The 17625-nt window shown below is 72.4% G+C and carries 17 protein-coding genes; 10 read left to right on the forward strand and 7 right to left on the reverse strand.

Going from position 1 to position 17625, the window contains the following annotated elements:
- Window positions 1-3 precede the first annotated feature (3 nt).
- Window positions 4-1338 carry a ricin-type beta-trefoil lectin domain protein gene (locus OG594_RS04500; protein WP_266595366.1) on the reverse strand — a complete coding sequence of 445 codons (1335 nt, stop codon included), beginning with the start codon at window positions 1336-1338 and terminating at the stop codon, window positions 4-6.
- 161 nt (window positions 1339-1499) lie between these two features.
- Between OG594_RS04500 and OG594_RS04505 the strand changes: the two genes are divergently transcribed.
- Entirely contained in the window at window positions 1500-1994 is a 495-nt protein-coding gene (locus tag OG594_RS04505) for a GNAT family N-acetyltransferase (RefSeq protein WP_266595368.1), read from the forward strand.
- An 84-nt stretch (window positions 1995-2078) separates the two neighbouring features.
- Entirely contained in the window at window positions 2079-2942 is an 864-nt protein-coding gene (locus tag OG594_RS04510) for a serine protease (RefSeq protein ID WP_266595370.1), read from the forward strand.
- Window positions 2943-3119: 177 nt separating this feature from the next.
- Here the strand turns inward: OG594_RS04510 and OG594_RS04515 are convergent, their stop codons facing one another.
- The 5 genes from OG594_RS04515 to OG594_RS04535 all read right to left on the reverse strand — a co-directional run bounded on the left by OG594_RS04515 (window position 3120) and on the right by OG594_RS04535 (window position 7218).
- Window positions 3120-3563 (reverse strand): NUDIX hydrolase, encoded by a 444-nt coding sequence (locus OG594_RS04515; RefSeq protein WP_266595372.1) that lies wholly within the window; start codon window positions 3561-3563, stop codon window positions 3120-3122.
- A 97-nt stretch (window positions 3564-3660) separates the two neighbouring features.
- Window positions 3661-4887 (reverse strand): ABC transporter permease, encoded by a 1227-nt coding sequence (locus OG594_RS04520; protein WP_266595374.1) that lies wholly within the window; start codon window positions 4885-4887, stop codon window positions 3661-3663.
- The gene (locus tag OG594_RS04525; RefSeq protein WP_266595376.1) at window positions 4884-5597 is read right to left on the reverse strand and encodes an ABC transporter ATP-binding protein; all 714 of its coding nucleotides are present in this window, start codon (window positions 5595-5597) and stop codon (window positions 4884-4886) included. Before OG594_RS04525 ends, OG594_RS04520 begins: the two co-directional genes overlap by 4 nt.
- Window positions 5598-5617: 20 nt before the next feature.
- Window positions 5618-6733, reverse strand: coding sequence for a peptidoglycan-binding protein (locus tag OG594_RS04530; protein ID WP_266595378.1), 1116 nt, complete (start codon window positions 6731-6733; stop codon window positions 5618-5620).
- Window positions 6730-7218: a hypothetical protein gene (locus OG594_RS04535; RefSeq protein WP_266595380.1), complete on the reverse strand. Its 489-nt coding sequence runs from the start codon at window positions 7216-7218 to the stop codon at window positions 6730-6732. Before OG594_RS04535 ends, OG594_RS04530 begins: the two co-directional genes overlap by 4 nt.
- 90 nt (window positions 7219-7308) lie before the next feature.
- Between OG594_RS04535 and OG594_RS04540 the strand changes: the two genes are divergently transcribed.
- The 3 genes from OG594_RS04540 to OG594_RS04550 are packed head-to-tail and all read left to right on the forward strand — an operon-like array spanning window position 7309 to window position 10111.
- Window positions 7309-7971, forward strand: coding sequence for a response regulator transcription factor (locus OG594_RS04540; RefSeq protein ID WP_266602594.1), 663 nt, complete (start codon window positions 7309-7311; stop codon window positions 7969-7971).
- Window positions 7968-9215, forward strand: coding sequence for an ATP-binding protein (locus tag OG594_RS04545; RefSeq protein ID WP_266595382.1), 1248 nt, complete (start codon window positions 7968-7970; stop codon window positions 9213-9215). Before OG594_RS04540 ends, OG594_RS04545 begins: the two co-directional genes overlap by 4 nt.
- Before the next feature lie 41 nt (window positions 9216-9256).
- Window positions 9257-10111 (forward strand): hypothetical protein, encoded by an 855-nt coding sequence (locus OG594_RS04550; RefSeq protein ID WP_266595384.1) that lies wholly within the window; start codon window positions 9257-9259, stop codon window positions 10109-10111.
- Here the strand turns inward: OG594_RS04550 and OG594_RS04555 are convergent.
- Complete coding sequence (locus tag OG594_RS04555; protein WP_266595385.1) at window positions 10083-10721, reverse strand: hypothetical protein; 639 nt, start codon at window positions 10719-10721, stop codon at window positions 10083-10085. The genes OG594_RS04550 and OG594_RS04555 overlap by 29 nt on opposite strands.
- Before the next feature lie 148 nt (window positions 10722-10869).
- Here OG594_RS04555 and OG594_RS04560 point away from each other — a divergent pair, with 148 nt between their 5' ends.
- The 5 genes from OG594_RS04560 to OG594_RS04580 all read left to right on the forward strand — a co-directional run bounded on the left by OG594_RS04560 (window position 10870) and on the right by OG594_RS04580 (window position 17282).
- The gene (locus tag OG594_RS04560; protein WP_266595387.1) at window positions 10870-11817 is read left to right on the forward strand and encodes a TIGR03619 family F420-dependent LLM class oxidoreductase; all 948 of its coding nucleotides are present in this window, start codon (window positions 10870-10872) and stop codon (window positions 11815-11817) included.
- 13 nt (window positions 11818-11830) lie between these two features.
- Window positions 11831-12616: an SDR family NAD(P)-dependent oxidoreductase gene (locus tag OG594_RS04565; protein ID WP_030012737.1), complete on the forward strand. Its 786-nt coding sequence runs from the start codon at window positions 11831-11833 to the stop codon at window positions 12614-12616.
- Window positions 12617-12711: 95 nt separating this feature from the next.
- The gene (locus OG594_RS04570; protein ID WP_266595391.1) at window positions 12712-13833 is read left to right on the forward strand and encodes an LLM class flavin-dependent oxidoreductase; all 1122 of its coding nucleotides are present in this window, start codon (window positions 12712-12714) and stop codon (window positions 13831-13833) included.
- Window positions 13834-14073: 240 nt separating this feature from the next.
- Window positions 14074-15813, forward strand: coding sequence for an amidohydrolase family protein (locus OG594_RS04575; RefSeq protein ID WP_266595393.1), 1740 nt, complete (start codon window positions 14074-14076; stop codon window positions 15811-15813).
- On the forward strand, window positions 15810-17282 hold the full coding sequence (locus tag OG594_RS04580) for an aldehyde dehydrogenase family protein (protein WP_266595395.1): 1473 nt from the start codon (window positions 15810-15812) through the stop codon (window positions 17280-17282). The genes OG594_RS04575 and OG594_RS04580 overlap by 4 nt, the downstream gene beginning before the upstream one ends.
- Window positions 17283-17625 lie beyond the last annotated feature (343 nt).

Here is a 17625-nt window from a genome sequence, read left to right on the forward strand (position 1 = left end):
CTACTACTTCGGGGTGACCCAGACCTGGCGCTTGTTCGTGTTCGCCGCGTAGAGCTGGACCGCCGTGCCGTTGGCGGTCGAGCCGCCGGTCACGTCGAGGACCTTGCCCGAGGCCACGTGGACGATCTGCCCCTTGGCGTTGACGGACCAGCGCTGTGCGGCCGAGCCGTTGCAGTCGTGGAGGCTGATCTTGTTGCCGTTGGTGCTCGCGTTGCGGGCGTTGTCCAGGCACTTCCCGAACGCGCGGAACGTGCCGTCCTTGCCCAGGATCCACGACTGGGCCGCGGAGCCGTTGCACGCGTAGAGCTGGATCTGCGTGCCGTTGGCCGCCTTGCCGCCCTTGACGTCCAGGCACTTGGCGCCGATGCCGGTCACCCGGCCCTGCGGGGAGAGCGTGGCCCCGGCGCCGGCCGCGAGGCGGCGCAGGCCCTGGACGTCGAACTGCTGGACGTAGGTGCCGGCGCGCTTGTCCTGGTAGGCGTAGGTGGGGGAGCACATGACGGGGAACTGGCCGGAGTCGGTCCCCTTGACGCAGTCGCTCTTCTGGAGGCTGCGGTTGGCGTGCGCGAGGCCCAGCGTGTGTCCGATCTCGTGGCTGATGTGGTTGCGCATGTACGTCTCGCCCATGGCGGCCGTCGGCTTGCCGGCCGGGGTGAAGAACGAATCGTCGATGTAGGCGTGTCCGCTGGTCACGGTCTCGGCCACGGAGGAGCTGGTGAAACCGCAGCTGAGGTTGGCGGTGCCCGTCCCGTCACGGACGATCTTCCAGCCGGTGCTGCCCATGCTGCCCTCGCCCGCCGGCGGGACGCACGGGCGGTGCAGCACGCCGATGATGACCTCGCCCTTGGGCCGTACGTAGTCCCAGCCGACCGGCTTCGCGTCGACGGTGACCGGCAGGTTGGTGATGCGCCGCAGGTCGGCGGCGGAGGCCTGCACGTACGGGGCCAGCCAGTCCGCGGACTTCTGGTCGTAGAACTTGATCGTGTAGCCCGTCGGCAGCCACTTGGTGGAGCCGCTCAGCTTCCACCCCTCGCCCTGGGGCGGTGCGGGCGCGGCCGCCGCGGCGGCCCGCGCGGCGGTGCGGGAAGGCTCCGCGCCGAGCGACATGACCCCGTTCCGGAAGACCGTGCCGTCGCTGCCGTGGAAGGCGGAGTCCTCGGCGTGCGAATCGAGCGCTTCCGCGGCGGGCGGCGCAGTGGTGCCGGCGCTCCCGGTGTTCTCCGTCCCCCCGGTGTCCTCGGTGCCGAACGCGCTGGAGGGGAGCTGCAGGCTTCCCACGATCGCGGCCGCGGCCGCCACGGCAACCAGGGATATCCGGTGCTTGCCTGTCAGTCGCACGTACTTGCTGCCTCTCGTCGGAAACCGCTTCCCGCCGGCTTTGCGATCGCACTGACGGCGGAAATCGAAGCGATGATAGATCAATAGGTCAAATGGTGTGACTGGCGGGGCAGTTGGCGCGGTCGACGGCGATCGGTGCGGACACGGCTTAGCATCGGGCCGTGCCCCGACTCCAGTTGCTGCGCTTCGACCACGCTCCGGCCCTGCTCGCGTTCGAGCGGGCGAACCGGGCCTACTTCGCCGCGTCCGTAGCCGACCGCGGGGACCGCTATTTCGCCGACTTCGACGAGCGGCACGCCGCGCTGATGGCCGAGCAGGCCACCGGGGCGTGCTTCTTCCACGTGCTGGTGGACGACGTCGGGGACGTGGTGGGCCGGGTCAACCTGGTGGACGTGGCCGACGGTTCGGCCGAGCTCGGGTACCGGATCGCCGAGCGCGCCACGGGTCGGGGCCTGGCCACGGCCGCCGTACGGGAGGCCCGCGGGCTGGCGGTGGCGCAGTACGGGCTGACGGCGCTGCGGGCGGTCACCACGCTCGACAACGCGGGCTCGCGCGCGGTGCTGGCCCGCACGGGGTTCGTGCCCACGGGTGACGTCGACCTGGACGGCCGCCCGGGACTGAGCTTCGTGTGCGACCTGCTGGTTGAAACGGTGTGACGCAGGGGTCGGCGGCCGTCCGCGTTCTTGCACCCACCCCCGCCGCCGGGGCATGCTTCGCCAGGGTGAAGCGGAAGGATGATCATGCCGGTGGACAAGCGGACCGTCGTGACGGCGGTGCTGTGCGGGGTCGCGGCTCTGGGGGCGTCCGCCGCCGTGGCGAAGCTGGTTCCGCCGCCCGAAGCGGTGCCGTCCGCGCGGGCGAAGGCCGCACCGACCGCCTCGCCGACGGGGCCGTCGTCGCGATCGCAAGCGGCGAAGCCCCAGCTCACCGCCCCGCCCGGCAGCACCCTGCCGCCGGCCGTCACCCCGCCGCCCGGAGGGCCCGCCGCCTTCACCGGGGCCCTGTTCACCAACGGCCTGGACAGTGACCACTTCTGCACCGCCACCGTGGTCCACAGCCCCGGCCGCAACATGATCATTACCGCTGGGCACTGCCTGCTCGAAGGGGACCAGAGCGGCGGCAGCGCCGTCTTCGCCCCCGCCTACGCCAACGGGGTAGCCCCGTACGGCACGTGGAAGATCGAGCAGGTCTTCGAGGACGACCGCTGGGCCGAGGGCACGGACGACGACTACGACCTCGCGTTCGCCCGCCTCGCCCCGGACGCCAAGGGCCGCACCATCGAGGACGTGACCGGCGCGGCCGTCCTCGACACCAGCGGCCGCGCGGGCGAGGAGGTCACCGTGACCGGTTACCCCGCCGACCGCAAGGTTCCCCGTACCTGCACGTCGGTCGCCGTCCGCGAGAGCGCGACCCAGCAGCGCTTCGACTGCGCCGACTTCCCGGGCGGCACCAGCGGCAGCGCGTGGATCGCCGGCGACGGGAAGATCATCGGCATCCTCACGGGCGGGGACACGGACGACGTGTCGACCAGCACGGTCCTCGGGGAGTACGCGGCCTCGCTCTACGCCAAGGCCACGGGGAAGACGCCCGCCGCGAAGTCCTAGGGGGCGTCCTGCCGGTCTGGCCGGGCTCGCGGTGGACGGCGTCGCGCCTCGCCGCGTCGTCCTCGGTTGCCTTGACGGCTGGCACTTCCCGGTCACCGGCCATGACCATCAGTGGCGCACGCGGGTTCTCCGCCTCGGCGGCGGGATCGCCCGCCGATGCGATCGGCAAGACGCTCCTTAGGCCAGCAGCCCCAGGTGGACCGGTTCCGCCGGGGTGTTGGCCAGGAGGTCCGGCAGGCGCGGGGGCCACAGGGGTTCGCCCAGGGTGGCCAGGCGCTGCGGGGAGAGCCACTGCCAGTGGATGTCCGGGGCCTCCAGGACCGGCTCGCGGCGCGGGCCCGTGGTGACGAAGATGTGCTCGTGCTGGCGGACGGGGATCCCCTGGTGCGTGAAGTCGTGCTCCCAGGTGCAGAGCAGCCGTTCCGGTTCCAGGTCGGTCCAGCCGGTCTCCTCGCGCAGCTCGCGCCGCACGCAGTCCTCGGGACTCTCCCCGGGATCGATGCCGCCGCCGGGCGGCAGCCAGTGGATGCCCACCTCCACGTTGTCCTCCCGGAAGAGGAACACGGATCCGGTGGGGGACAGGATGACAACGCGCGCTGCGTGACGTGGAGTTCGCATCATCGATTCAATGTACGCCGGTGATCGGTTCCGGGGGATGGGCTTGCACCTGGCCTTTTACCGCCTTTTGCGCGCCCGCCCGTCCCCCGGGACCGCCCGGCTACGCCGCCGCCAGTGCCAGCGTCGGCGACAGCCGGGCCGCGCGCACCGCCGGGTAGAGCCCGGCCAGGGTGCCGATCGCCAGGGTGGCGGCGAAGCCGCCGGTCACCGCCCAGAGCGGGACCACCCAGGGCAGGTCGCCGGCCCGGGCGTAGACCGCCGTGGCCGCGCCGCCCAGGGCGATGCCCGCCACGCCGCCGAGTCCGGACAGCAACAGGGACTCCGTCACGAACTGGATCCGGATCTGGCCCTTCGTGCCGCCCAGGGACCGCCGCAGGCCGATCTCGTGGCGCCGCTCCAGCACCGAGATGATCATCGTGTTGGCGACGCCGACCCCGCCCACCAGCAGCGCGATCCCGCCCAGCCCCAGCAGCAGCGTGCTGAACGCGCCCTCCGTGGCCGCCTTCGCCTGGAGCGCCGCCGAGGGGTCGGAGACCTGCACCGCGCTCGGGGTCTGCGGGTTGGCCGTTCGCGGGATGAGCGCGCGGACCGCCGCCACCCGGTCGTCCGCCGACCGTTCGTACACCGCCGTCGGGTGACCGTCGAAGCCCAGCAGCTGCTCGGCCGCGTCCCAGCCGATCAGCGCGGAGCGCTCGATCTCCGGGGCCAGCGGGACCGGCTCCAGGATGCCGATCACCGTGAAGTACCGGCCGCCGACGAAGACCTGCTGACCCGGTCCGGTGATGCCGAGGCGGCGCGCGGAGACGTCCCCGAGCACCACCGAGGGGTAGCGGCCGGTCGCCGCGTTGAGCCAGGTGCCGCTCGCCATCCGCGCGCGCAACGTGCCCAGCAGGTCGTCCTTGGCGGCCTTGAGCACGATCCCGCCCGTCTCCCCCTTCGGGACGTTCTCCGACCGGCGTACGGACTCGGGCACGTCACCGGTGGTGCCGACCGACTCGACCCCCGCGATCCGGGAGATCATGCCGGGGGCGTCCCCGGGCAGCTTGGTGTCCTGGCCGGTGAACATCCCCTCGCCCGGCTTCGCGACCAGCATGTTCGTGCCCAGCTTGTCGAGCTCCCGCAGGAGCTCGGCCTGGCTGGAGGAGGAGATCCCGACCACCGCGATCATCGTCGCGATGCCGATGGCGATGCCGAGCGCGGACAGGAACACCCGTGCCGGGCGGGCGCGCAGGCCCGCCGATCCGACGTGCAGCACGTCCCGCGGGGACAGCCTCGGCGGCTTCAACCGCCGCGGGCGCGTCCCCGTACGGGGCCTCGCGCGGCTCATGACGCCGCCCCCGCCCGGCTGCGTACGTCCGCGACGACCTGCCCGTCGCGGATCCGTACCTGCCGCGGCAGGCTCGCCGCGATCTCCTGGTCGTGGGTGATCACGGCGATGGTGGCCCCGTCCCGGTTCAGTTCGCGCAGCAGCTCCATCACCGATTCCCCGGACGCCGTGTCCAGCGCGCCCGTCGGCTCGTCGGCCAGCAGCAGGTCCGGTGCGCCCGCCACCGCCCGGGCGATCGCGACGCGCTGCTTCTGTCCGCCGGACAGCTCGTGCGGTCGGTGGTCCATCCGGTCGCCGAGGCCCACCCGGTCCAGGGCCTGCGCGGCCCGGCGCATCCGTTCGGCCCGTGGGAGGCCGCTGTAGAGCAGCCCCTCGGCGACGTTCGCCCGGGCACTGATGCGCGGTACCAGGTGGAAGGACTGGAAGACGAAACCGACGTGCCGGGAGCGCAGGGCCGACAGCGAACGGTCCGGGAGGGCCGCGATGTCGTACCCGGCGATCCGCACGCCGCCCGCGGTCGGGCGGTCCAGGGTGCCCACGATGTGCAGCAGGGTGGACTTGCCGGAGCCCGACGGGCCGACGATGGCGAGGAGCTCCCCGGCCGCGACCGTCAGGTCGACCCCGCGCAGGGCCGCGACCCCGCCCGGGTACTCCTTGGTGACCCCGGTCAGTTCCACGACCGGGTTCGGATGCGCCGGCGGATGCGTCATGGGCTGTGTCGTCGTGGCCGTCACAGCTTCGGGATCCCCACCTGCATGCCCTCCTCGAGGGCGTCGCCGGTCACCTCGACCCGGCCGTTGCCGAACATGCCCAGCCCGACCGGCACCTCGCGGGCCCGGCCGTCCGCCACGACCTGGACGCCGAAGCCGCCGCCCGCGAGCGCGAGCAGCGCGTTCACCGGCACGGAGAGCACGCCCTTGCGGGTCTCACCGGTCAGGCCGACGGTCACCGGGGACTGGTCAGGGGCGTTCACCTCGGCGGTTGCGTCGAAGGTGACGACCACCTCGACCTGCGCCTTCTTGTCGCCGCCACCAGCGCCACCGCCCGGGCCGCCCGCGCCGCCGCCGTTCTTGTCGTCGGGTCGGGCGGCCCCGCCCGCCGAGTCGATCTTCCCGGTGGCGCTGCCGCCGCCCGGCAGCCGTACGGTCACCGGGTCGCCCGCCTTCACCGCCCCCGCCTTCACCGCGTCCAGCTGGAAGCGGACGATCCGCTCGGTGCCCGTCACCGTCAGCACCGGCTTGCCCGGCGCCAGCTCGTCACCGACCGCCGCCTCGCCCGCGCGCACCTGCTGCGGCCCCGAGGCGAAGGCGACGTCCTCCTTGCCGACCTCGCCCGTCTCCGCCGTCTTGTGCGCCTTCTGCCACCGTTTGACCGCCGTGGCCGTACCCGCCGTGAAGGTGCCGTCCTCCGGGTCCAGCCCGGTCCCGTACCCGAGGGCCTGGAGATTGCGTTTGAGCTGCTGGACGTCCTCGCCCTCGTCGCCGGCCTTCAGCGGCCGGTACATCGGCGTGGCCCCGTACATGAGCCGCACCGCCCGGCCGTTGACCTCGTACAGCTTTCCGTCCCGCTCCAGCGCCGAGCCCTCGCCCGCGATCCACGTCAACATGCCCGGGCCGCCCGCGTTGAGCTTGCGCTCCCGCGCGTAGCCGAGCGTGCCCTCCACCTGGAGGCCCGAGCTGAGGTCGCCGCGCTTGACCGGCGCCGTGGCCGGCGGCAGTCCGCCGGCCGCGCGCCGCTCCTGCTCGCCCCCGTCGCGCTGCGGCCGGTCCAGGGCGGCCCAGCCGCCCCCCGAGACGGCCAGTACGGCGGCCAGTGAGCCCAGCAGCCACTTGGCCCGCTTCCTCATCGGCCGGTGTCGCACTTCTTCTGGGCCTCCTCGAAGGCCTTCTCCTGACCCTTGGGGATCTCGGTGGCGCTCTTCATGCCGCCCTCGTGGTACTCGGGGTCCTTCAGGGCGACGCCGTTCTCGCGCATGCACCGGATCCACGCCAGCTCCTTGTCCTTCTCCTCCTGCGTGGGCTCCCGGCCGGCGCCCGAGCCGGTGCTCGCGCCGCAGGCCTTCATGGCCTCCTGCATCTTCTGCGGATCGGCGTCCCCGCCCAGCGTCATCCCGCGCGGGTCCTGGCCGGGCTCGGGGTCGGGCACGTCGATGCCGTGTTCGCGCAGGCACTGGCGCATCTTCACGGCGTTGTCGGCCACCGTTTCGGAGTGGTTGCCGCCGCCCCCGGAGGAGTCCGCCTTCCCCGCCGAGGAGTCGTTCGCGCAGGCGGTGGCGAACAGGGTCAGCCCGGTGACGACCGCGGCCGTGGTCATGATCAGGGATCGCTTCATGGGCCCGAGCCTGCGGTGGAAGGGCCTTTCGCTTCCCTCTCGCACCCTGCTTACAACGGCGAAATGTCGATTTCCGGTAAAGAGGACGCCATGCGCGTACTGGTGGTGGAGGACGAGGAATTCCTGCGGGAGATGATCGCCGAGGGGCTGCGCCGCGACGCGCTCGCCGTCGACGAGGCCGGCGACGGCCCGGAGGCCCTGCGGCGCCTGCGCCTCGGCGCGTACGACGTCCTCGTCCTGGACCGCGACCTGCCCGGCCTGCACGGCGACGAGGTCTGCCGGCAGGTCGTGCGCGAGCGGCTGTTGACCCGCGTCCTGATGCTGACCGCCTCCGGGACCGTGCGGGACCGGGTCGAGGGCCTCGGTCTCGGCGCCGACGACTACCTCACCAAGCCCTTCGCCTACGACGAGCTGCTCGCCCGCGTCCTGGCCCTGGGCCGGCGGGTCCGCCCCGCGCTGCCGCCCGTACTGGAGCGCGCCGGGGTCGCCGTCGACACCGCCCGGCGCAGTGCCACCCGGGACGGGCACCGGCTGGCGCTGTCCCGCAAGGAGTTCGCGGTGCTGGAGGCGCTGCTGCGCGCCGAGGGCGCCGTCGTCAGCAACGACGACCTGATCGAGCAGGTGTGGGAGCAGGACACCAGCTACTCGACCAATGCCGTCCGCGTCACCCTCAGCAAGCTCCGAGCCAAACTGGGCGGGCCGCCGCTGATCGAGACCGTGCCGGGCGCGGGCTACCGGATCGCGGCCCGGTGAGCGGGCGCCCGTCGATCGGGCTGCTGCGCACGGAGCGAGGCCGCCTCACCGCGCTGTACGGCTCCCTGCTGCTGCTGGCGGGCGGCGGCCTGGTGGCGCTCGTCTACGTCCTCGTCGGCCAGGGCCTCTACGCGAGCGTCAGCGGGGCCGTCCGTACCGTCGCGCCGGCCTACGCCGCCGAGTCGCCCGGGCCCCCCGTCCCCGGCCGGACCTTCGACCCGGGCTGTCCCTGCGAACCGGCGAAGGCGCTGCCGACGGGCCGGCCCCCGACCGCCGAGCAGCTCAAGGCCTACGCGTACACGCAGAACCTCTCCGACGCCGTCACCGACGCCACCCGCCACCGGCTGCTCGTGTACTCCCTCCTCGCGCTGGCCGTCTTCGCCGTGCTGTCGATCTGGCTGGCCTGGTGGATGGCCGGCCGGGTGCTGCGCCCCGTCGGCGTGATCACCGAGACCGCGCGCCGCCTCTCGGGGGAGAACCTGGACGAGCGGATCTCGCTCGACGCGCCGCCCGGCGAGCTCAAGGAACTGGCCGACACCTTCGACGCGATGCTGGGGCGGATGGAGCAGCTGGTCTCCGCACAGCGGCGGTTCGCGGCGAACGCGGCGCACGAACTGCGCACCCCGCTGGCCGTGCAGCGGGCGGCGGCCGAGATCGGGCTGGCGGGGGACCCGTCACCGCAGAAGGTGGCCCGGATCCGCGCCAAGCTGATCGGTGTCGCCGATTCCAGCGAGCACCTCATCGAGTCCCTGCTGCTGCTCGCCGTCTCGGAGCAGGGGGTGGAGTCCACCGGTCCGGTGGACCTGGCGGCGCTCGCGGCGGTCGAGTTGGCGGCCTGTCCGCAGCAGGGGCTGACCGTCGTACGGACCCTCGCGCCGCTCACCGTGCCGGGCGACCGGACCCTGCTGGGGCACCTGCTGCGGAACCTGCTGACCAACGCGGTGCGCCACAACCGCGCCGGCGGACGGATCACCGTGTCCACCTCCGCCGAGGGGGAACTGACGGTGTCGAACACCGGCCCGGTGATCGATCCGGTGGACGTGCCGGGGCTGCTGGAGCCCTTCCGCAGGCGCGCCGAACGACTGCACACCGCGGGTGAGGGCGCGGGGCTCGGGCTGTCGATCGTGGCCTCGATCGCGCGGGCGCACGGGGCGGAGCTGGCGGCCGAGGCCAATCCGGCCCCGGAGGGCGGCCTCACGGTCCGCGTGCGCTTCCCGCTGTCCGGCGAGGCGCGCACGTCGTAGCCAACCGGGCTGCGGGGGCCTGCTGATGTACGGTCGGAGGAATGAGCCAGCACGTCCGAGCCCGCTCCCGTCCGCCCCGCAAGCCCCGTGCGATCCGTAGGACCCGCCGGGCGGCCATCGCCGCCGTACTCGGCCTGGCGACCTTCACGGTCGGCTGGGTGTACGTGGCCCAGGACCCGGACGGGGCCGCCGGTTCCCGGCCGCAGGCCCGCGTGGACGCCCGCCCGCAGGCCGAGGACCGTGCCGCGCGCGACGTGCGGCAGGCCGAGCGGCAGGCCGCCCAACAGGCTGCCCAACGGGCCGCCGCCCCGCAGGGCCTGGCCGGCGTCAGCGAGCGGACCCGGGCCCGGATCCCGGCCGGGTCCCGTCAGCTCATCCTGGTCACGGGCAAGGCGGTGGACTCCTCGGAGTCCACCGCCGCCTTCTACACGCGCCCCGCGGCCGGCGCCGACTGGGTCAAGGCCGAGAGCTGGCCGGCCCGCAACGGGGCCAACGGCTGGTCCACCGAACGCACGTACGGAGACCTGACCTCGCCGATGGGCGTCTTCGCGCTGACCGACGCGGGCGGCCTGCTGCCGAAGCCGCCCGGGACCCGGCTCCCGTACGACGAGGACAACGGCTTCGTCGCCACCGGCCTCGGGGTGAACGGGGAGTCCCTGGTGGGCTCCTTCGACTACGTCGTCGCCATCGACTTCAACCGCAGGCCGGGCCGGTCCCCGCTGGACCCGGTCATGCCGGACGGCGAGGAGAAGGGCGGCAACATCTGGCTGCACGTGGACCACGACGGGCCCTCGCAGGGCTGCGTGGGCATCCCGAAGGCGGCCATGGAGAAGGTCCTCCAGACCCTCGACCCGGCGGCGAAGCCGGTCATCGTGATGGGGCCGGAAGGCTTCTGAGCCGGGCGAGTCGGGGCCGCAGCAGCAGTCCGATGTAGGCGAGGTCGAAGACGCTGCACAGGATCCCGAGACCGAGGATGAACGGCGCGTCCTCCCTCACCCCGAACAGCAGGGTCGGGGCGAGCGTCCCCAGCCATTTGGCGACGGCGATGGTCAAGGACTGCCCGAGCGGGCCTTGCCGGGAGGCGTACAGGGCGATGAACAGGCCGGACATCAGCAGGTTCTGTAGGAACGCCGAGTACCGGCTCGCGTCGTGCGCCCCGAAGTGCGCCAGGAACATCCACTGCACGGCGAATCCCGCACCGAACACCAGGATCGACCAGGTGGCGAAGAGCGGTCGGGTCACGAACTCCGGCAGCTCGGCCCGCCCGAAGCGCAGATAGGTGTAGACGATCACCACGTCGGCCACCGCCCACACCACGTTGACCACGCCCTGCGCGGAGACCCCGACCGAGACGTCGCGGACCGCGTAGATCGCTTCCCAGGCGAAGTTGAGCGCGAGCGCGGCGACGGGCATCGCGTACGTCCGGTCCCGCAGCCCGACGCGGATCGCCTCCACGTACACGACCGTCCAGGCGATCCCGCTGACCAGCGTGAGTATCAGATCCACGCGCGCACCCTAGCGACGGCAGCGCGGAAGGGGAACGCCCCAGTTCTGCCAGGGGTGCGTCGCACCCCTTGTCTGACGATCCGTCAGCTACGACGATGGCCCCGCACCGATATGACGAATCGGCAGACGAAGGCGAGGCGGGCCCGCCATGGCGCGCGTATTTCCGCAAGGTCGGCTGGTCTACGGGATGCAGCTCCCGGTCCAGTCGCAGAGCACCCTCTACGCCGAGCCCTGGGAGGCGTCGGCCACCGCCGCCGATCTCGCCGGGATCGCGCGGGCCGCCGACCGGGCCGGCTTCGGGTACGTGGCCACCTGCGACCACGTGGCCATCCCGCGGCGGCTCGCCGGCCCCATGAGCACCGTCTGGTACGACCCGGTGGCGACCCTGTCCTTCCTGGCCGGCATGACCGAGCACGTGCGGCTGCTGAGCCACGTCGCGATCCTGGGCCTGCGCCACCCGCTGATCAGCGCCAAGCAGTACGCCACCCTCGACCACCTCTCCGGCGGCCGGCTGATCCTCGGGGTGGGGGCCGGGCATGTGCAGGAGGAGTTCGAGGTCCTCGGCGTGGACTTCGCGCGCCGCGGGGCCGTCCTCGACGAGACCCTGGACGCGCTGCGGGCGGCGCTGGGGCCCGAGGAGTACCCGGAGTTCGAGGGCCAGCTGTTCTCCTTCAAGGACCTCGGCCAGCTGCCCCGGCCCGCCCAGCAGCGGATCCCCGTCTGGGTCGGCGGCTCCTCGCCCGCGGCCGTCCGCCGCGCCGCCGTGCGCGGGGACGGCTGGCTCCCGCAGGGCGACCCGCGCGAGGCGCTCCCGCAGCAGATCGCCCGGATCGGGGAGCTCCGCGAGGCGGCGGGGGTCACCGCCCCCTTCGAGTTCGGCGCGATCACCGAGGCGCTGTACGTCGGCGAGCCCGGCTGGGACACCGGGCGCCGCACCCTCACCGGCAAGGCGGAGGTGCTCGCCGAGTCCCTGCGGGAGTACCGGGCGCTCGGCGTGGACCAGATCCAGGTGCGCTTCCGCAGTCGCGACCGCGCCGAACTCGTCGACCAGATCACCGCTTTCGGGGCCGAGGTGGCCCCCCTCCTCAACGACTAGGGGCTGAGCGACCATGGGCAAGCTGGACGGGCGCGTCGTCATCATCACGGGCGCGGCACGCGGGCAGGGCGAGCAGGAGGCCCGGCTCTTCGCCGCCGAGGGGGCGCGGGTGCTCCTCGGCGACGTGCTGGACGAGCAGGGCGCGGCGGTGGCCAAGGACATCGGCGAGGACCGGGCCCGGTACGTGCGGATGGACGTGAGCCGCGAGGAGGACTGGGCGGCCGCGATCGCCGCCGCGAAGGAGGCCTTCGGCCCGGTCGACGGCCTGGTCAACAACGCGGGCATCCTGCGCTTCAACGAGCTGACCGCGACCCCGCTGGAGGAGTTCCAGCAGGTGGTCCAGGTCAACCAGGTGGGCGCCTTCCTCGGCATCAAGACGGTGGCCCCCGAGATCGAGGCGGCCGGCGGCGGCACCATCGTCAACACCTCCTCGTACACGGGCCTGACGGGCATGGCGTACGTCGGCACGTACGCCGCCACCAAGGCGGCGATCCTCGGCCTGACCCGGGTGGCCGCGCTGGAGCTGGCGGGCAAGGGCATCCGGGTCAACGCGATGTGCCCGGGCGCCGTGGACACCCCGATGGCCAATCCGGGCCTGCTGGACCCGGCGAACATGACCGACGAGGCCAGGGACGCGATGGCGGAGCTCTACAAGCGGGTGGTCCCGATGGGTCGGGTGGGCCAGCCGGAGGAGATCGCGAAGCTGGCGCTCTTCCTGACGGGCGAGGACTCCTCGTACATCACCGGCCAGCCCTTCGTGATCGACGGCGGCTGGATGGCGGGCGTCAGCATTCTCTGATGGGGCGTCAGCTATTGACGGTCCCGCCCCGGCAGTGGAACAGTCGAGACATCGAATCTGACGGAACGTCAGAAGTCAAAGGACGGTGAACCCCCTTGGAATTCGGGCTCTTTGTGCAGGGATACGTGCCTGAGGCGCGGTCCAAGGTCGACCCCGAGGCAGAGCACAAGGCGCTGATCGAGGAGACCGAGTACGTCATACAGGCGGACAAGTCCGGCTTCAAGTACGCCTGGGCCTCCGAGCACCACTTCCTGGAGGAGTACTCGCACCTGTCGGCGAACGAGGTGTTCCTCGGGTACCTCGCCCACGCCACCGAGCGCATCCACCTCGGCTCCGGCATCTTCAACCCGCTCGCCCCGGTGAACCACCCGGTCAAGGTGGCCGAGAAGGTCGCCATGCTCGACCACCTCTCCAAGGGCCGCTTCGAGTTCGGCACCGGCCGCGGCGCGGGCAGCCACGAGATCCTCGGCTTCCTGCCCGGCATCGAGGACATGAACGGCACCAAGGAGATCTGGGAGGAGACCATCGCGGAATTCCCCAAGATGTTCCTCCAGGAGGAGTACGAGGGGTTCCAGGGCAAGCACTGGTCGCTGCCGCCGCGGAAGGTCTTCCCCAAGCCGTACGGGAAGGCCCACCCGGCCATGTGGTACGCCGCCGGCTCCCCGTCCTCGTACGCGATGGCGGCGAAGAAGGGCCTCGGCGTGCTGGGCTTCAGCGTGCAGAAGGTCTCCGACATGGAGTGGGTCCTCGACCAGTACAAGACGGCCATCCGCGAGGCGAAGGCCATCGGCGCCTTCGTCAACGACAACGTCATGGTCACCTCGACCGCGATCTGCGCCGAGACCCACGACAAGGCCGTCGAGATCGCCGTGGGCGCCAACATGAACCGCTTCCAGTCACTGGTCTTCCGCTACCACGACACGTTCCCGCGGCCCGAGGCGATCCCGCAGTGGCCCGAGACCCTGCCGGAGTACAACGCGGAGATCATCGAGCTGCTGATCGCGGAAGAACTGCTGATCTGCGGCGACCCGTCGGAGGTCCGGGCCCAGTGCAAGCGCTGGGAGCAGGCCGGCGCCGACCAGCTGTCCTTCGGCCTGCCGACCGGCGTCTCGCCCGAGGACACGATGACGACGATCAAGCTGATCGGCGAACACGTCATCCCCCACATCGACACCGACCCGGTCCACCGCACGACCCGCTTCCGCCAGGCCGTCTGACCCGGCGGGGACACGGGGACGGCGTCTTCCCGGACCGCCGTCCCGCACCGGCCCCGGCCGGGCGGCCACCGGCCGGGGCCAATTCCAGCCTCGCCGGCGTTTGAGGCGCGGGGTCTGGGGCGGAGCCCCAGGGAACCCGGCTCCGCCGGGCACCGGGCTCCGCCCGGACCCTCCCCCAGCTACCGCTGGGAGGTGCCCCCTGCTCAAACGCCGGCGGGGCTCAGAGTGCGAAGGGACGTCATGCTCGACCACCTGATCAAGGGCGCGACCGTCGTGGACGGCACCGGTGCCCCCGCCCGCGTCGCGGACGTGGGGATACGCGACGGCCGGATCGCGGCGATAGCCGCACCCGGCACGATCACCGAAGCGGCCCGCACCACCGAGGACGCCACCGGCCTGGTCCTCACCCCCGGCTTCATCGACCCGCACACGCACTACGACGCCCAGCTCTTCTGGGACCCGTACGCCACGCCCTCCATGAACCACGGCGTGACCACCGTCGCCGGCGGCAACTGCGGCTTCACCCTGGCCCCGCTCAACCCGGCCCGCCCCGAAGACGCCGACTACACCCGCCGCATGATGAGCAAGGTCGAGGGCATGGCCCTCAAGGCCCTCGAAGAGGGCGTCGACTGGACCTGGTCCACCTTCGGCGAGTACCTCGACGCCCTGGAGGGCCGGATCGCCGTCAACGCCGGGTTCATGGTCGGCCACTGCGCCCTGCGCCGGCACGTGATGGGCGAGGACGCCGTCGGCGGTCAGCCCACCCCCGAGCAGATGCAACAGATGCTCGACCTCTTCCACGACGCCATGAACGCCGGCGCCTGGGGCCTGTCCACCACCCAGTCCTCCACCCACTCCGACGGGTCCGGCGCCCCCGTGGCCTCCCGCCACGCCCGCCCCGCCGAGCTGCTCGCGCTGTCGAAGGCGGTCGCCGAACACGAGGGCACCCAGCTGGAGGCGATCGTCGCCGGCTGCCTCGACCAGTTCTCGGACGAGGAGATCGACCTCTTCGTGGAGATGAGCGCCGCCGCCGGCCGGCCCCTCAACTGGAACGTCCTCACCATCGACGCGTCCGTCCCCGAGCGGGTCCCGCGCCAGCTGATCCCCAGCGAGCGCGCCCGCAAGGCCGGCGGCCGCATCGTCGCGCTGACGATGCCCATCCTCACCCCCATGAACATGTCGCTGGGGACCTTCTGCGCGCTGAACCTCATCCCCGGCTGGGGCGAGGTCCTAGGCCTGCCCGTCCCCGAGCGGATCGAGAAGCTCCGCGACCCCGACGTACGCGCCGAGCTGCTGCGCCGCGCCGACAGCAAGGAAGCCGGCGTCTTCCGGCGCCTCGCGCACTTCGGGCGGTACGTCATCGGCGACACGTACAGCAAGGAGAACGAGGGCCTCTCCGGCCGGGTCGTGAACGACATCGCCGCCGAACGCGGCCAGGACCCCTTCCACTGCCTGGTGGAGATCTGCGCCCACGACGACCTGCGCACGGTGCTCTGGCCGATGCCCACCGACAACGATCCGGCGAGCTGGGCCCTGCGCCAGGAGACCTGGCAGCACGAGGACGTCATGCTCGGCGGCTCCGACGCGGGCGCGCACCTGGACCGGATGTGCGGGGCCCCGTACACGACCCGCTTCCTCGGGGACTGCCTGCGCGGCCGCAAGCTGGTGCCGCTGGAGCAGGCCGTACGGATGCTCACCGACGACCCGGCCCGGCTGTTCGGGCTGCGCGAGCGCGGCCGCCTCGCCGAGGGCTTCCACGCGGACCTGGTCCTCTTCGACCCGGAGCGGATCGAGGCCGGTCCCGCGACCCTGGTCCACGACCTGCCCGGGGACAGCCCCCGGCTGGACGCGCGGGCCATCGGCATCGTCTCGGTACGGGTCAACGGCGTGGAGACCATCCGCGACGACGAGGTGACGGGGGCGGTCCCCGGGATCGTGCTCCGGTCGGGCCGGGACACGAGGACGGTGAGCACCCGATGACGGACGCGCAGGCGCAGAAGCTCTACGTCGGCGGCGAGTGGGTGGAGCCCGCGGGCGGCCACTACGAGGTGATCAACCCGGCGGACGAGTCGGTGGTCGGGCTCGCGCCCGAGGCCTCGCGCGCCCAGGTCGAGGAGGCGGCGCGCGCTGCGGCCGAGGCCTTCGAGAGCTGGTCCCGTACGACGCCCGAGGCGCGCGCGGCGATCCTGGACCGGGCCGCGGACATCATGCAGCGGGAGTACGAGCCGTGGGCTGCGCTGGCCCGGCAGGAGACGGGCGCACCGACCGGCATCGCGCGCGGCATGCAGGTCGGGGTGGGCGTCACCCGCTTCCGGCGGTACGCGAAGGGCGCCCTCGAACCGGTCGAGCGGGGCCTGCCCCCGCAGGTCACCGAAGCCGGCCCGATGGGGCGGGCGAGCATCCTGGGCGCGTTGGAGGTGCGCCAGCCGGTCGGGGTGGTCAGCTGCATCACCTCCTACAACAACCCCTGGGCGAACCCGGCGGGCAAGGTGGCCCCGGCCCTGGCCATGGGCAACACGGTGGTGGTCAAGCCGGCCCCGCAGGACCCGCTGTCGGTGTTCAAGATGGCGGACGCCCTGCACGAGGCCGGGGTGCCGGCGGGCGTGGTGAACGTCGTGGGCGGGCAGTCGGTGGAGGTCGGTGAGGCCGCGGTGGACTCCCCGCACGTGGACATGGTGTCCTTCACCGGTTCCACGGCCGTCGGGCAGCGCATCGCGGAGGTCTGCGGCCGGTCCATGAAGCGGCAGTTGATGGAGCTGGGCGGCAAGGGCGCGGCGATCGTCTTCGAGGACGCGGACCTGGACGCGGCGGTGATGGGGATCGGGACGACCTTCTCCTTCTACTCCGGGCAGATCTGCACGGCCCCGACCCGGGTGATCGCCCACCGGTCCGTCCACGACCGGCTGATCGAGAAGCTGACCGGCTATCTGGCCTTCATGAAGGTCGGCGACCCGGCGGCGCCCGGCACGGTGGTGGGCCCGGTGATCTCTGCGGCGCACCGCGACCGGGTGGAGTCGTACGTCGAGCTGGGGAAGAAGGAGGGCGCCCGGATCGCGTACGGCGGCGAGCGCCCGGTGGTGGGGGACGGCCGCGGCTTCTACGTGGCTCCGACCCTGTTGGTCGACTGCACGAACGACATGCGGGTGGTCCGCGAGGAGATCTTCGGCCCGGTGGTCGTGGTCGTCCCCTTCGACGGGGACGAGGACGAGGCGGTCCGGCTGGCCAACGACAGCGACTTCGGGCTGCTGAGCTACGTGTGGTCCGGGGACTCGGCGCGCGCGTTCCGCGTGGCGCGGCGGCTGCGGGCGGGCGGGGTCGGCGTGAACACCATCGGCCGGAACATGGAGGCCCCGTTCGGCGGCTTCAAGCGCAGCGGGGTGGGGCGCGACGTGGGCTCGTACGCGCTGCACGCGTACAGCGAGATCCAGTCGATCGTCTGGACGGGCTGAGGCGGTGGCGGGGTCCGGCCGGGGGAACGTCTCCGGGCCGGCCGGCCGGCCGGCCGGCCGGTCGGTCGGGCAGTGGGTAGCCGCGGCGCGCGATCCGGCCCTCGGTTGGATGAGGGCGATGGTTTGGGAGCTGACGCCTGGCGCTCGTTGCGGGCGCTCACTGGGCAGAGTGGACGCTGTTGGTTGTTCATTCCTGTGAGTGATAGTGCATTTGGGTGGTTGTCGTTACGGTCGGGTGCATGTACCTCAAGGAGTGGGCGAAGGCGCAGGGTGCGCATCCGCAGACCGCGTATCGCTGGTTTCGTGAGGGTAAGAACCGGGCGCGCAGGGCGCCGAAGAAGGC

Source organism: Streptomyces sp. NBC_01214 (assembly GCF_026340975.1).
Classification (GTDB): Bacteria; Actinomycetota; Actinomycetes; order Streptomycetales; family Streptomycetaceae; genus Streptomyces.